This is a genomic window from Nakamurella sp. (assembly GCF_044224575.1).
GTDB lineage: Bacteria > Actinomycetota > Actinomycetes > Mycobacteriales > Nakamurellaceae > Nakamurella.
Map to the genome: position 1 here is coordinate 246,415 of NZ_JBGAKE010000004.1, position 13,739 is coordinate 260,153.

Genomic DNA, 13,739 nt, shown 5'->3' on the forward strand with positions numbered 1-13,739 from the left:
GGGATCACTGTGCCGCACCGCCGGTCAGGTCCCGGAACGAACCCGGCCGGTAGCCCAGGCTGGTCGCCAGCGCCCGGGCGACCGGGTCGCCCAGCATGTCCAGCTCGTCGGACCAGCGGTACCCGCCCCAGTCGAATCGGGACAGATCGGGGTCGCCGGCCTCGCCCGGGTGTGTGTTGATCTCCACCGAGCCGCCGGTGGCCGGCAGCGACCCGGTCAGCCCGGTGACCGCGGCTCGGAAGGCGAGCAGATCCATCGCACCGGCCTCGTCCAGGCCCGCGTAGCCGGTGGTCGTCACCAGCCCGGCCCGGGCGATGCGGCGGCGCAGCCGGGCCGAGAGCAGGTTGACCGGCGCGCCGACCGGCAGCAGCCCGGCGCTGCTCGGGGTCCGGACACCCGGCACCCCTCGCTCGACCGCCAACTCGACGACCACGGCCGCCACCGACGGCCACAGGTGGGTGTGCTGGTGGGTGTCCAGATGTGAGACCCCGACGCCGGCCCCGGCGATCCGGTCCAGCTGGGCGGTGAACTCGCGCCGTACGTCGTCCGGGTCGAGCCGGCCGGTCGCGCCGCGGGCCACCACTGTCCGATACGACAGCGGGAAGGCGCCCCGCCGGTCGACCAGCGTCGGAATCTCCGCGGCGGTGAGCAGTGGCGGGTCCTCGCCGACGATCGCCAGGTGCGCGCCGACGTCCAGGCCGGGGTGATCGACCAGCATGCGCGCGGCCAGGTCGAACGAGCGGCCCACCGCCAGCAGCGACGTGGCCGTCACCAGCCCCTCGCGATGGCCACGCAGCACCGCCCGGCAGACCCCGTCGGTCAGGCCGAAGTCGTCGGCCGAGACGATCAGCAGCGCGGTCACGACGAACCGTTCGGCCCGGACGACATCGCACGCTGATCAACTCGGCGTCGACACCGGCGATTCGGGCCCCACTTGCCGAGTTGATCAGCCCCGCCGGGCCGGTCACCCGCGGACCGGCCGGCCAGGCGCGGACCACTCAGACCCGGGCCGCTCGCCCGACCCATCCCATCGCTCACGCCGCCGGACCGGCCTTGAGTTCCGACCGCAGCCGGGTCATCTCGCCGAGCATCGTGCGGATCACCGCGGGGGACGACAGCGTCGACACCCCGCGGGTGCGGGGGAAGTAGTCGACGCCGATCTGCAAGATGGTGAAACCCGCGTTCTGCGCCCGGATGACCAGCTCGGCGTCGATGAACGACCCCTCACTGGACAGCGTGACGGCGTCCAGCACCCGCCGCCGGCAGAGCTTGAACGCAAAATTGATGTCCCGCAGCCGGGTGCCGAAGGAGAGCTGGATGAGCCAGTTGTAGATCCAGGAATAGACCGCCCGGCGCAGCCCCTCGCCGGTGCGGTCCAGCCGGTAGGCGCTGACCATGTCGGCCTCGTAGTTCCGCAGCACCCGCAGGGCCCGGACCAGCTCGATCATCTCGAACGGCAGGTCGGCGTCGGTGTACAGCACGACGTCGCCGGTGGCCGCGGCGAGACCGCTCTTGATGCTGCCGCCGAGCTTGCGGTTGCGGTCGTGATGCACCACCCGGATCCGGTGATCGGCCTCGACCAGCTCGTCGGCATACTCGCCGGTCCGGTCGGTGGACGCGTCGTCGACGATGATCAGCTCGTAGTCGCCGACCTCCTTGTCCGCCACCAGCTGATCGCAGATCTCCTTGGCCGCCCGGACAGCCCGATGGATGTACTGCTCCTCGTTCCACATCGGAAAGAAGATCGACAGCTTGCCGAACCGTTCCGGCACCAGCGGCAGCGTCATCGTCGGCCAGGTCCCTGCTGCATATCGATTCGTTCCCCTCGATCCGATTTCGAACATGAAACCATGTCGGCGATGAACCTTTCGTTGGTGGCGGTCGCCGGCGCCGCGCTCTGCTCGGGCACGGCCGCCGTGCTGCAGGCGTCCGCCGTCGCCCATCTGCCCCGGACCACGTCGGTCAGCGGGACCTTCGTGGTGCGGCTGGCCCGCAGCCCCCGCTACCTCGCCGCGCTCGGGCTCATCGTGATCGGCTTCGGCCTGTCGTTCGTGGCCCTGCGCAGCCTGCCGCTGTTCGTGGTGCAGGCCGGGCGGGCGTCCAGCCTGGCGGTGACCGCGGTGCTGTCGGTGCTGATCCTGCGCGTGCGGTTGCGTCGGGCCGAACTGGTCGCCGTGCTGTCGATCGGCGCGGGCCTGGTCGTCGTCGGCTGGACGGCCGGCGAGCAGGCATCCGCTGATGTCGGCACGGCCGGTCGCCTTGTCCTGCTGGCCGCCGTGGTCGCGATGCTGCCGGTGGCCGCGATGCTGCTGCGGATGCGCGACCTGCCCCGGTCCGGCCTGCTCCTGGCGGTGCTCGCCGGCACCGGCTTCGGACTGCTGGCCCTCGGTGCGCGGATCCTGCGCGGCTTCGACCCGGGCGCGCTGCTGGCCGACCCGGCCGCCTGGGCGATGGCCGGCGCGGGCGCGCTCGGCCTGCTCTGCGGTGCGTTGGCGCTGCAACGGGCGTCCGTGGTCAGCGTCACCGCGGCCATGGTGGCGGTCGAAACGGTGCTGGGCTCGGTGCTCGGCATGCTGGTCTGTGGGGACCGACCCGGCCCCGGGCTCGGTGTCCCCGCCGCCGCCGGGTTCGCCCTGGTGCTGGTCGGTGCACTGGCGTTGGCCCGGTTCGGCGCCCCGGAGGCCGGCGCGGACGGCCGCGAGGAGCCCGCGACCTTGCCGATCGGCTGACCGACCCGGAGCGCGACCGGCCGGCCGCGCCTCGATCATTCGAGCTCGAGCCCGCGACATCCGCCGGGCCGGTGATCGATCAGGAAACGGGCAGACCCATGGCGAACAGGCAGGCACAGAACACCATGCCCAATGCTGATGCGACCAGGAGCGGAATCACCCATCGCCGGTGGCTCTCCACCAGCCAGACGGATCCCGCGGCGACGACCGGGAAGGCGGCGAGGACGTATCGCCCCACTCCGTAAAAGTCCTTCGTGCCGATCAACGGAATCGCCAGTGTCGTCACCGCGTAGAACAGGTAGCCCAGGCCGAAACGGCGGCGAACCGCCGGCAACATCGCCACGGCGATGCCGCACATGATCAATTGCCCGGTCAGCGCCCACTTCCACCATGGGCCGCCGTGGAACAGAGTGTCGAAGTACTGCAACTTGAACCACGTGCTGGGCCCACTTCCCTGACCCCAGGCGGCCTGCGCCTCGATCCAGATCAGCGGGTCGCCGAAAACGATCCACAAGTACGCACACCATCCGGCCAGGCCCAAACCGGAGACGAGTACGCCCATTTCCCGCCAACGAACGGTGGGAATCGCCTGGACCAATTGGCCGAACGTGATTCGTCGTTCGCCGCCCCGAGAATCCGACTGTTCCAGATCCTGGCGGTCCCGGGCGCGGAGCTCGAGCATGCGCACCACCAGCCCGATCGTCACTGCTATCCCCACCGGACGACCCGCAGTGGCGAGAATACCGACCAGCCCGGCCAGCCAGTAGAGGCGCCTTTCCAGCAGCAGGAACGATCCGAAGACGGCCACCAGGAAGGTCGAATCGGAATACATCGGCCCGTACAGGAAGAACGAGTACGGATAGAGCATCATGAAAGCGACGGCGACGACGGCCGCCGGCCTGGGCAGGCGCGGCCAGACCCATGCGGCAAAGAGGCAGACGGCGACCATTCCACCGGCGACCGCAATGATCGTGCCGGCAATCTGGTAGTCACCGATGAGCGAGCCGAGCAGGTGAACCAGAACGGGATACGTCGGAAAGAAGGCGATGCTGGACTGGCCGTCAGGGGTGTAGGAATAGCCTTCTGTGGCGATCCGGTAATACCAGCCGGCGTCGAACCCGAACCAACTGTCCAGCCAGGCCGGTCCGGACAGAACTGCCGGGAGAGCGGTTGACTTTCCGGCAATGGTCACCGCCGCCGTTAACACGACGCTGATCACGACGAACGCGATCAGGATGAGCCCGTACGGCGGCCGGTCGCCGAACAGGTGCCGCTCCCGCCACGCGCTGAACCGTCCCGGGGCGTCGTCGTCCGCCGTCCGACCTGCTGGCAACGTGCTGCGTCCCTTCGCCACCGGCACCCGTCTCGGTGGCGCCGGGTTCATTCTGGCACCGGGCGCGTCCCTCACCTCGCCATCCCGCCCCGCACCGCAGTGTGCCGCCGCTCAACCGTCCGCGGAGGCATCCCGCCTCCGGCCGGCGGACCGTCCTCAGGCGTTCGGTCACCCGTGTTCGGGGAGCTCCAGCAGCTCGGTGACCAACGCGGCGATCGGCGACCGTTCCGACCGGGTGAGCGTGACGTGTGCAAACAGTGGATGTCCCTTGAGCGTCTCGATGACGGCGGCCACCCCGTCGTGCCGGCCGACCCGCAGGTTGTCCCGCTGGGCGACGTCGTGGGTGAGCACCACCCGCGAGTTGGTGCCGAGCCGGGACAGCACGGTGAGCAGCACATTGCGTTCCAGCGACTGGGCCTCGTCGACGATGACGAACGAGTCGTGCAGCGAGCGGCCGCGGATGTGGGTCAGCGGCAACACTTCGAGCATGCCGCGTTCGATGACCTCGTCGATGACGGCCGGCGAGGCCACCGCGGACAGCGTGTCGAACACCGCCTGCGCCCAGGGCTGCATCTTGTCGTTCTCGCTGCCCGGCAGGTAGCCCAGCTCCTGCCCGCCGACCGCGTACAGCGGCCGGAAGACCACCACCTTGCGATGCGCCCGGCGCTCCATCACCAGCTCCAGACCGGCACACAGCGCCAGCGCCGACTTGCCGGTGCCGGCCCGGCCGCCGAGCGAGACGATGCCCACCTCGTCGTCCATCAGCAGGTCCAGCGCGATCCGCTGCTCCGCGGACCGGCCGCGCAGACCGAACGCCTCCCGTTCGCCGCGGACCAGCCGGACCTGCTTGCCGGCGGTCACCCGGCCGAGCGCCGAACTGGACGGCCCGACCAGCTTGACCCCGGTGTGGCAGGGCAGTTCGCGCGCCTCGTCGATGTCGGCCAGGCCCGCGTGGAACAACGTGTCCACCTGCTCGGCGCCGACCGGCACCTCCGCCATCCCGGTCCAGCCGGACGGCACGATGTCCTGCGCCCGGTACTCGTCGGCGGCCAGGCCGACCGCGGACGCCTTCACCCGCAACGGCATGTCCTTGGAGACCAGGGTGACCCGGCCGGCCGGCCGTTCCTTGGCCAGATTCAACGCGCACGCCAGGATGCGCGAGTCGTTGCTGTCGTTGCGGAACCCGGCCGGCAGCACGGTGGCGTCGGTGTGGTTCAGCTCCACGTGCAGGGTGCCCCCCGCGGTGCCGACCGGCACCGGGGCGTCCAGCCGGCCGTGCTCGATCCGCAGCTGATCCAGCAGCCGCAGCGCCTGCCGGGCGAAATATCCGAGCTCGGGATGGTGCCGCTTGGCCTCCAGCTCACCGATCACGACCAGGGGCAACACCACCTCGTGTTCGTCGAACCTATTCAGCGCCCACGGATCGGACAGCAGGACGGAGGTGTCGATGACATAGGTGCAGCGCGCCCCCTCCCCCGCACCGGATTCCGGCGCCGGTTCAGCAGCGGCGTTCGCTCGGGCAGACCTGTGTGTGACCACGGACGGCTCCCTGGCGGATGCGGACCACCACATCCGGCTTCTCGAGGCGGACCGGCGGTTCCCCGAAAACCCGGACCGGCGCTGCGCCGGCGGGCACGAGGGCCCGGACCGGCCCCCTCGTGCTCGGCGCTGCATTCGCGGCACGCACGTTTCGGGGCCTCCCGTGCGGGAGCGCTCGGCACGCTGCCCACAATTCGGACGGTACCCCGACCCCCGTCCGGGTCCCGTCAAACACGCAAAACAACCCGGTGAACATCAGGTTTCGCGGACATCACCCCACGGTTCGCGGGTCGTCCTCGGCCACTGCCAAGGGGGTCGCCCGCACGGCCGCCGTCCCGGACGCCCGCGGCAGCACCACGGTGATCGTCAAGCCGCCGCCGGGGGCGTGCGAGGCCGCGATCCGTCCGCCGTGACCGCGCACGATGGCCGCGACGATGGACAGCCCCAGGCCGGTCCCGCCGCGCTCCCGGCTGCGGGACGGATCCACCCGGTAGAACCGGTCGAACAGCCGGTCCAGGTCGTCGTCGCTCACGCCCGGACCGTTGTCGCTGACGCTGACCGCGATCTCCCCGGAGCCCGGCAGCACCGAGGTGGTGGCGGTCGTTCCCTCCGGCGTGTGCGTGCGGATGTTGGAGAGCAGGTTTGCGAACACCTGGTGCAGGCGCAGCCGGTCACCGACGACGTCCACCGGCTGGTTGCCGGAGATCAATCGCCAGGTGCGGGCCGGATCGATCACCGCGGCGTCGTCGACCACGCCGGTCAGCAGCACGTTCAGGTCGACCAGCTCGTGCCCGACGGCGTGCTCCGCGTCGGCCTGGATCAGCGTGAGCAGGTCGTCGACCAGGGCGCCCATCCGGCGGGACTCGAACCCCATGCGCTCCATCGCCCGGTCGACCGAACTCTCGTCGGGCAGCGCGCCGGCCCGGTACAGGTCGGTGTACCCGCGCACCGCGGCCACCGGTGTGCGCAATTCGTGGGAGGCGTCGGCGATGAACCGGCGCAGCTTGTCCTCGTTGCGTCGCCGCTCGTCGAGCAGGGACGAGATTCCGTCCAGCATGTCGTTGAACGCGTAGCCGAGGCGTCCGATCTCGGTGGACGGGTCCGATTCCCGCACCCGGCGGGTCAGGTCGCCCCGGGCGATCGCATCGGCCGCGGAGGCGATCGACTCCAACGGCCGGAGTTCTCGGCGGATGACCAGCCCGGCGGTCGCCCCGAGCAGCACCAACAGTCCCGCGGTGATGAGCAGCTCGGCCAGCACCAACCGGCGCAGCTGTTCGTCCAGGTCGCTCATGGGGATCCAGGCGACCAGGTAGCCGGGCTGCTGGTTGTAGGTGACCCCGGAGAACCCAAGGGCCCGGTACCGCCGGTCGGTGTTGGATGCGCTGCCGACGGTGCTGGGTTCGTACAGCCAGGCTCCGCTGCTCATGTCGGGGTTGGCGCCCTCGTCGCTGGCCGGCGCCAGCAGGACGCGGCTCACACCGCCGAGCGTCACGAACGACCAGCCGACCTCGCCCTTGAGTCCGGAGTCGTCGTTGAGCATCGCCGGGGGCAGGTCGTTGGCGGTCAACCCCTGTCGGGCCTGCGAGTTGGCCGCGGCCAGGGTGACGTCCTTGGAGTTGATCGATTCCGACCGCACCACCAGCGGCACGACGATGTCCACCGCGACGAGGGCCACCGCGGCGGTGGCCACGACCAAGGCGATCAGCCGCGCGCGCAACGTCCAGCGACGCCGCGGCTGGCCGGTGGGGTCGGGACGCCGGTGGCCCGTTCGCTCCTTGGGCGGCTCCCGGCCGGGGTCGACCGGTCCGCCGTCCCCCGCCTCCCCCGGGTGGACGGGGGCACCGGGCGCCGGCGGTGATTGCGCCGCGGACTGCAGCGTCGGGTCCATCGTCAGCCCTTGACGGTCAGGTCCGCGGGCCGCGCAACACGTAGCCGAAGCCCCGGTGGGTGTGGATCAGCGGCTCCCCGGTCGCGTCGACCTTGCGCCGCAGGTAGGAGATGTAGGTGGCGACGACGGAATCGTCGCCGTAGAAGTCGGTACCCCAGACTGCGTCCAGCAACTGCTGCCGGGACAGCACGACGTTGGCGTTGACCATCAGGTGCCGCAGCAGCTTGTACTCGGTGGGGGCCAGCTCGATCGGCGCCCCGGCCCGGGTGACCTGGTAGGTCTCCGGGTCCAGCTCCAGGTCGGCCACCCGCAGCACTCCGTCGTCGCTCGGATCGGGCTTGATCCGGCGCAGCACGGCGGCGACCCGGGCGGCGAGCTCCTCGAGCCCGAACGGCTTGGTGACGTAGTCGTCGCCGCCGGCGGTCAGACCGGCGATCTTGTCGGCCGGGGTGTCCCGGGCGGACAGGAAGACGACGCCGGACTCGACGCCGGCAGCCCGCACCCGCTTCATCACCTCGAGACCGTCGAAGTCGGGCAACATGACGTCCAGGATGATCAGGTCCGGGTGACTGTCGGTGGCAATGCGTACCGCCTCCCGACCGGTCCCGGCGACCGCGACCTGGTAGCCCAGGAACCGCATGGACGTCGCCACGATGTCCTGCAGCGACGGCTCGTCATCGACCACCAGCAGCCTGGCCGCACTACTCATGTCTACGGTTTCCCCTCGTCAACGGCCGCCGCGACGGGCACGGCCGGCGGCTCCAGTTGATCGCACCCGCACCCGACAGAGCGCAAGAATCTCATGTGAGGGACACGGGAACGGGCACGTGCGGCCTATCCGACGAGGGTGAGTTCACGACGGATCTCCCGCGGGGTCAGCGGCTCGTCCAGCAGTCGCCGGAACCGGTCCAGGGGTGACTGGCCGGGCGGGCGCGCGGCCAGCCAGGGCCGCAGCAGCCGGTCGCCCTCGACGTAGGTGGAGGTGTAGGCGCGCCAGAGCGGATCGGTCAGGAACCGTAGCCGTTGCCGGGCCTGCTTCTCGTCGGCCAGCCCCCACCGCTGCTGGTAGGCAACGATCTCCTCGGGATCGGCCCCGCGGTCGTGCAGCAGGATCGCCGCGTTCTGCCGGACCGTGTTCAACGGTCGGGACGCGACTTCCAGTGCCTCCACCAGGTCCGGGTCGAACGACGGGCCGAGGCCGTCCAGCACCTCCGCGAGCCACCGGCCCCAGCCCGGGCCCACGGCCGCGGTCAAGGCCAGGTCACCCAGGCCCTCCGCCATCACGCACTGCGGCGTGTTCACCAGGAAGATCTGGTGCTCCCGCGCACCACCCCGGTTGACCAGCAGGTCCTCCTTGCGGCAGTGCTCGGTGTGATGCCCCGGGTAGCACTCGTGGGCCACCAGCACGCCGAACTGGCTCATCCGATGCCCGATGTCGGCGTTCACCGCCACCCGTGACCGGAAGTCGCCCAGGTAGTAGTTGAACCCGCTCCAGGCGACGTCGCGGGCGATCTCGAAGTCGATGTGCTCGGAGACCTCGGCGATGCCGGTCGGCCCGGCGACCCGTTCCCGCAGCGCCGCGGCGACCGTCCGCACGACGGTCTCGACGAGATCGGGCGGGCACGCCTCGGCCTCCCGCACCGCGCGCAGCTGGTCCGCCAGCGAGCCGGCGCCGCCGAGCAGCGCGGAGATCTCGTCGTGCGCGGCGGCGTACACGTCGGTGTCGACCAGGTCGATGTCCACCTGGAAGTAGCTGCGCACCTCGTCGACGAACGACATCGGCTCGCCGGCCAGCCGCCGGCCGGCCACGACGAGGGCGTCCAGGTGCGCGGTGAGGTAGTCGGTGCGGGTCGGGCTCAGCCCGGCCTGCGGCACCCGGGCGGACAACGCGGCGGCCTGCCGGGACAGCTCGCTCGGGTCGGGTGCCGGCTCGTCGTCGACCTGCCGTTTGAGGTCCTCGTCACCGGTGAACGCGTCGACGAAGCCGTCGACCACCCGGCCGAACCGCAGGCCGAGCTTGAGATAGTCGGTGACCGCTTGGTCGGCGGTCACGTCGGCGTCGTTGTCCCTGCTCATGGTGGTCCACCGTAGGTCAGGGACGGCGCGTCCGGTCGGCGCCGTGGCGCGGCGGGGACCGAACGGGCAGGTGCCCGGACCCCGATCGGCCCACTGCGGTGGCGGTCGAGGCGGAAGATGGCGAGTCGGGCCCGGGCGAGGCCGGACGACGCAGGTGGCCGGCCTGGTCGACGGATCCAAGCCGGAAGCGTCGTGGTGCTGCATCATGAACGGCGCCGACCCGCCCGCACGACTCGGAGGAGGCTGCGCGTGAGCCCGGTTGCCCAGCCCCCGGATGACCCGGCGGCCGTCCGCGCGCCGTCGACGGCCGTCGTCGGGGCCCCGCGCCACGGTCGCCTGCTGCCCACACTGGACCGGCGCGAGCTCGCGGCGATCTTCGCCGGCGGGGCGATCGGCACTCTGGCCCGAGCCGGCCTGGCCCAGGCGCTGCCGCACTCACCGACCGAATGGCCATGGGCGACGTTCATCGTCAACATCGTCGCCGTCGTGCTGCTGGGCTACTTCGTGACGCGGCTGCAGGAACGGCTGCCGCTGTCCAGCTACCGTCGCCCGCTCCTGGGCACCGGCGTCTGCGGTGGTCTGTCCACCTTCTCCACGATGCAGGTGGAGATCCTGAAGATGCTCGAGGCCGGGGCGTTCCTGCTGGCCGCGGGGTACACGGTGGCCAGCGTCGTCTGCGGGTACGCCGGCATCCATCTGACGACCGCCGCGGTCCGTCGCGTCCGGGTCCGCGGATGAACGTGCTGGTGTGGGCCGGGGTGGTGCTGATCGGCGGCGCCGGGTCGGTGCTGCGGTTCCTGGTCGACGGCATGGTCTCCGCCCGCACCGGGCGCGCGTTCCCGTACGGGACGATGGTGGTCAACATCAGCGGTGCCGTGGTGCTGGGCCTGCTCACCGGCCTGGCGCTGGCCGGGGACGCCGCGCTGCTCGCCGGGACCGCGGCCGTCGGCTCGTACACCACGTTCTCCACGTGGATGTTGGAATCGCAACGACTGACCGAGGAACGGCAGGTCCGCAACGCGTCCCTGAACATCATCGTGAGCCTGGTGCTCGGGGTGGCCGCCGCCGCCCTCGGTCAGGCCGTGGGGGCCGCCCTGTGAACTCCGAATGCCTGAAGCTGACCTGTTACTTCGGCGAGCGGCATCGCACCGCGTCCGGGTTCGTCGCCGACCAGCTGCTGGACGTGTTCGGCCGGGGCGAACTGGCCACCAGCATCATGATGCGCGGCGTCGAGGGCTTCGGCCTCAAGCACCGCCTGCGCAGTGACACCTCGCTGACCCTGTCCGAGGATCTTCCCGCCGTGGCCATCGCGGTCGACGTCCGCCCGCGGATCGAAGCCGTCGTCGACGAGGTCGCCGCGATCCCGACGATCGGCCTGATCACCCTCGAACGGGCCCGGCTGCTCGAGGACGGGGGGGCGCGGATGCCGCTGCCGGACGACCTCGCCGAGGCCACCCGGCTGACCATCTACCTGGGGCGAGCGCAGCGGGTCGGCCGGGTGCCCGGCTTCGTCGCGGTCTGCGACCTGCTGCACAGCCGGGGCATCGACGGCGCCACCGTGCTGCTCGGCGTCGACGGCACGGTCCGGGGACGTCGGCAGCGGGCGCAGTTCTTCCACCGCAATTCCGACGTGCCGGTGATGATCCTGGCCGTTGGCAGCGGCGACCGCATCGCGGCCGTGCTCCCCGAACTGGATCGGATGCTGGGGCAACCGCTGCTGACCCTGGAGCGGCTCCGCATCTGCAAACGGGACGGGCAGCTGCGGGGTCGAATGCAGATGCTGCCGGCCACCGACGGTCAGGGACGGCCGCTGTTCCAGAAGATCATGATCTTCACCTCGGAGGACGCGACCTACCAGGGTCGGCCCATCCACCGGCAGCTCACCCGGTGGCTGCGCCAGGCCGGGGCCAGCGGCTCCACCACCCTGCGGGGGGTGTGGGGCTTCCACGGGGACAGCCCGCCGCACGGTGATCGACCGTTCCAGCTCGGTCGGCGGGTGCCGACCTTGACCGTGGTGATCGACACTCCGGACCGGATCGCGGCGGTGTTCCCGATCATCGACGAGCTGACCAGCGAACGGGGCCTGGTAACCAGCGAACTGATCCCGGCCGCGCGGGTCCGGACGAGCACCGGCACCATCGGCGATCTGGGGCTGGCCGACTACCGCTGGTGACGCCGCTACTCCCCGTACCGGCGGTGCCGGGCGGCGTAGTCGCGCAGGGCGCGCAGGAAGTCGACCCGGCGAAAATCGGGCCAGTAGGCCTCGCAGAACCAGAACTCCGAATGCGCGCTCTGCCAGAGCAGGAACCCGGACAGCCGCTGCTCCCCGGACGTCCGGATCACCAGATCCGGGTCGGGCTGGCCGGAGGTGTACAGATGCTCGCCGATGGTGTCCACGTCCAGCGAGTCGATGACCTCCTGGATGCCGTGACCCTGTTCGATGCCGGCCTCGAGCATCGACTTGACGGCGTCGACGATCTCCTGCCGCCCGCCGTAGCCGACGGCGATGTTGACCTGCAGGCCGGCGCGGTGCTCGGTCCGCATCTCGGCGGCGCGGAGGCGGGTGGTCATGACCTCCGGGAGCAGGTCCAGGGCGCCCACGATGCGCAGCTTCCAGGGCCGATCGGGGGCGGCCAGTTCGTCGACGACGTCGGTGATGATCGCCAGTAGTGGCTGCAGCTCGTCGTCGTGCCGGCGCAGGTTGTCGGTCGACAGCAGCCACAGGGTGACCATCCCGATGCCCGTCTCCTGGCACCATTCGAGCAGGTCGGCGATGTGCGCGGCGCCGGCCCGATGCCCCTCGGTCGGGTTGGAAAAGCCCGCCTTGCGGGCCCATCGACGATTGCCGTCGAGCATGACGCCGACGTGGTGCGGGATCTGCGCCCCGACCAGTTCCCGGGTCAATCTGCGCTCGTAGACGCGATAGACCAGAGCGGGCAGCCTCACGAGGTTCGACCCTAGTCGGGGGGAACCAGCGCGGCCCGCGATCGACACCGTCGGGCGAGTCCGCGAGTCCGCGAGTCCGCGAGTCCGCGAGTCCGCGAGTCCGCGAGTCCGCGAGCCCGCGAGCCCGCGACCGGCCCGGTCGGTCGGGCGGGCCGGTCGGCCGGGCGGGCCGGTCGGGCCGGTCGGGCCGGTCGGGCCGGTCGGGCCGGTTGCGTCGCGCGCTACGCCGGTTCCCGCGAAAGGATCACGCCCGTTCGACGGGTGCGCCACCACGTTCGTGGAGGAAGATGGCCTCATGAGTGTGACGGTGCCTGCCGCCGCCTCGGTCCCGGTCAGGCCCCGGGCCCGGGGTTGGATCCACGTGTATTCGGCATTCATCGCCACGGCGATGAGCCTGGCCCTGATTCCATTGGCCGGCGTGTTCGCCGGCGCCGGCCCCGCGTTCGCCTGCTCCATCTATGCCGTCACGTTGATCGGCATGTTCACGGTCAGCGCGACCTACCACCGGCACACCTGGAAATCGAAGCGGACGCGGACGTGGATGCGCCGGGCGGACCATTCGATGATCTTCCTGTTCATCGCCGGCACCTACACCCCGCTGACGGTGCTGGCGATCCAGCCGCCGACCAGCACGATCGTGCTGACGGCGGTGTGGATCGGTGCGGCCGGTGGGGTCGCGCTGAAGATGTTCTGGCCGCACGCCCCGGCCTGGGTGGGGGTGCCGTTCTACCTGGCCCTGGGGTGGGTCGCAGTGTTCGTGCTGCCCGACCTGCTGGCCAGCGGCGGGGTCGCGGTACTGGTGTTGCTGGTGATCGGTGGACTCTTGTACTCGATGGGCGCGATCTTCTACGCGACGCGCCGTCCCAACACCTGGCCCGCCACGTTCGGCTACCACGAGTACTTCCACGCCTGCGTGTCGCTCGCCGCCCTCTGCCACTGCGTGGCGATCTGGCTGGTCCTGTTCCGCGTCAGCTGACCCCGCGGTGCACCCGACTCGCGGCGCATCCGACTCGCGTCTCACCTGACCGCGCGGATCATCTGGGCCGGCGCGGCCGACATGGCCGACTTGCGTCCCACCCGTCACATTCGGTGCACGTTCATCCGTGCGGAATCCGCGCGGACGAACCGGTTCACTGTCCGTCCACTCCGCCGCCTTCCACCTCGATGCGCGCCGCGCGCGTTCAGCCGCGCAGCGGGCATCTGTCGGGAGGCGGCGGTTCAGAACGGC

The 13,739-nt window shown here is 70.9% G+C and carries 13 protein-coding genes; 5 read left to right on the forward strand and 8 right to left on the reverse strand.

Annotated features, from left to right (window positions below):
- Positions 1–4 precede the first annotated feature (4 nt).
- Both ACILSK_RS06830 and ACILSK_RS06835 read right to left on the reverse strand, forming a co-directional pair.
- Entirely contained in the window at positions 5–862 is an 858-nt protein-coding gene (locus ACILSK_RS06830) for a ChbG/HpnK family deacetylase (protein ID WP_395726388.1), read from the reverse strand.
- A gap of 172 nt (positions 863–1,034) precedes the next feature.
- Positions 1,035–1,787 (reverse strand): glycosyltransferase family 2 protein, encoded by a 753-nt coding sequence (locus ACILSK_RS06835; protein ID WP_395726389.1) that lies wholly within the window; start codon positions 1,785–1,787, stop codon positions 1,035–1,037.
- 72 nt (positions 1,788–1,859) lie between these two features.
- Between ACILSK_RS06835 and ACILSK_RS06840 the strand changes: the two genes are divergently transcribed.
- Positions 1,860–2,729: a hypothetical protein gene (locus ACILSK_RS06840; RefSeq protein WP_395726390.1), complete on the forward strand. Its 870-nt coding sequence runs from the start codon at positions 1,860–1,862 to the stop codon at positions 2,727–2,729.
- Between the two features lie 79 nt (positions 2,730–2,808).
- Here ACILSK_RS06840 and ACILSK_RS06845 read toward each other — a convergent pair whose 3' ends face one another.
- The 5 genes from ACILSK_RS06845 to ACILSK_RS06865 all read right to left on the reverse strand — a co-directional run bounded on the left by ACILSK_RS06845 (position 2,809) and on the right by ACILSK_RS06865 (position 9,565).
- On the reverse strand, positions 2,809–4,062 hold the full coding sequence (locus ACILSK_RS06845) for a hypothetical protein (protein ID WP_395726391.1): 1,254 nt from the start codon (positions 4,060–4,062) through the stop codon (positions 2,809–2,811).
- Between the two features lie 168 nt (positions 4,063–4,230).
- Entirely contained in the window at positions 4,231–5,634 is a 1,404-nt protein-coding gene (locus ACILSK_RS06850; RefSeq protein ID WP_395726392.1) for a PhoH family protein, read from the reverse strand.
- A gap of 238 nt (positions 5,635–5,872) precedes the next feature.
- A complete protein-coding gene (locus tag ACILSK_RS06855) occupies positions 5,873–7,489 on the reverse strand; it encodes a sensor histidine kinase (RefSeq protein ID WP_395726393.1) in 1,617 nt (538 codons plus the stop codon).
- Between the two features lie 16 nt (positions 7,490–7,505).
- The gene (locus tag ACILSK_RS06860) at positions 7,506–8,198 is read right to left on the reverse strand and encodes a response regulator transcription factor (RefSeq protein WP_395726394.1); all 693 of its coding nucleotides are present in this window, start codon (positions 8,196–8,198) and stop codon (positions 7,506–7,508) included.
- A 125-nt stretch (positions 8,199–8,323) separates the two neighbouring features.
- Positions 8,324–9,565, reverse strand: a complete 1,242-nt coding sequence (locus ACILSK_RS06865) for a DUF885 domain-containing protein (protein WP_395726395.1) — start codon at positions 9,563–9,565, stop codon at positions 8,324–8,326.
- A 339-nt stretch (positions 9,566–9,904) separates the two neighbouring features.
- Between ACILSK_RS06865 and crcB (ACILSK_RS06870) the strand changes: the two genes are divergently transcribed.
- The 3 genes from crcB (ACILSK_RS06870) to ACILSK_RS06880 are packed head-to-tail and all read left to right on the forward strand — an operon-like array spanning position 9,905 to position 11,738.
- The gene (gene crcB, locus ACILSK_RS06870) at positions 9,905–10,303 is read left to right on the forward strand and encodes a fluoride efflux transporter CrcB (protein WP_395726452.1); all 399 of its coding nucleotides are present in this window, start codon (positions 9,905–9,907) and stop codon (positions 10,301–10,303) included.
- On the forward strand, positions 10,300–10,665 hold the full coding sequence (gene crcB, locus ACILSK_RS06875; protein WP_395726396.1) for a fluoride efflux transporter CrcB: 366 nt from the start codon (positions 10,300–10,302) through the stop codon (positions 10,663–10,665). Before crcB (ACILSK_RS06870) ends, crcB (ACILSK_RS06875) begins: the two co-directional genes overlap by 4 nt.
- The gene (locus ACILSK_RS06880) at positions 10,662–11,738 is read left to right on the forward strand and encodes a DUF190 domain-containing protein (RefSeq protein ID WP_395726397.1); all 1,077 of its coding nucleotides are present in this window, start codon (positions 10,662–10,664) and stop codon (positions 11,736–11,738) included. The genes crcB (ACILSK_RS06875) and ACILSK_RS06880 overlap by 4 nt, the downstream gene beginning before the upstream one ends.
- 5 nt (positions 11,739–11,743) lie before the next feature.
- Here ACILSK_RS06880 and ACILSK_RS06885 read toward each other — a convergent pair whose 3' ends face one another.
- Complete coding sequence (locus ACILSK_RS06885) at positions 11,744–12,505, reverse strand: isoprenyl transferase (RefSeq protein ID WP_395726453.1); 762 nt, start codon at positions 12,503–12,505, stop codon at positions 11,744–11,746.
- 301 nt (positions 12,506–12,806) lie between these two features.
- Here ACILSK_RS06885 and ACILSK_RS06890 point away from each other — a divergent pair, with 301 nt between their 5' ends.
- Entirely contained in the window at positions 12,807–13,487 is a 681-nt protein-coding gene (locus ACILSK_RS06890) for a hemolysin III family protein (protein WP_395726398.1), read from the forward strand.
- Positions 13,488–13,739 lie beyond the last annotated feature (252 nt).

What these genes read in the sequence shown, in the direction of transcription:
- ACILSK_RS06860 (WP_395726394.1), bottom strand. Translation starts at nt 8,198, where the DNA reads ATGAGTAGTGCGGCCAGGCTGCTGGTGGTCGATGACGAGCCGTCGCTG.
- ACILSK_RS06835 (WP_395726389.1), bottom strand. Translation starts at nt 1,787, where the DNA reads ATGACGCTGCCGCTGGTGCCGGAACGGTTCGGCAAGCTGTCGATCTTC.
- ACILSK_RS06865 (WP_395726395.1), bottom strand. Translation starts at nt 9,565, where the DNA reads ATGAGCAGGGACAACGACGCCGACGTGACCGCCGACCAAGCGGTCACC.
- ACILSK_RS06855 (WP_395726393.1), bottom strand. Translation starts at nt 7,489, where the DNA reads ATGGACCCGACGCTGCAGTCCGCGGCGCAATCACCGCCGGCGCCCGGT.
- crcB (WP_395726396.1), top strand. Translation starts at nt 10,300, where the DNA reads ATGAACGTGCTGGTGTGGGCCGGGGTGGTGCTGATCGGCGGCGCCGGG.
- ACILSK_RS06890 (WP_395726398.1), top strand. Translation starts at nt 12,807, where the DNA reads ATGAGTGTGACGGTGCCTGCCGCCGCCTCGGTCCCGGTCAGGCCCCGG.
- ACILSK_RS06850 (WP_395726392.1), bottom strand. Translation starts at nt 5,634, where the DNA reads ATGTGGTGGTCCGCATCCGCCAGGGAGCCGTCCGTGGTCACACACAGG.
- ACILSK_RS06840 (WP_395726390.1), top strand. Translation starts at nt 1,860, where the DNA reads ATGAACCTTTCGTTGGTGGCGGTCGCCGGCGCCGCGCTCTGCTCGGGC.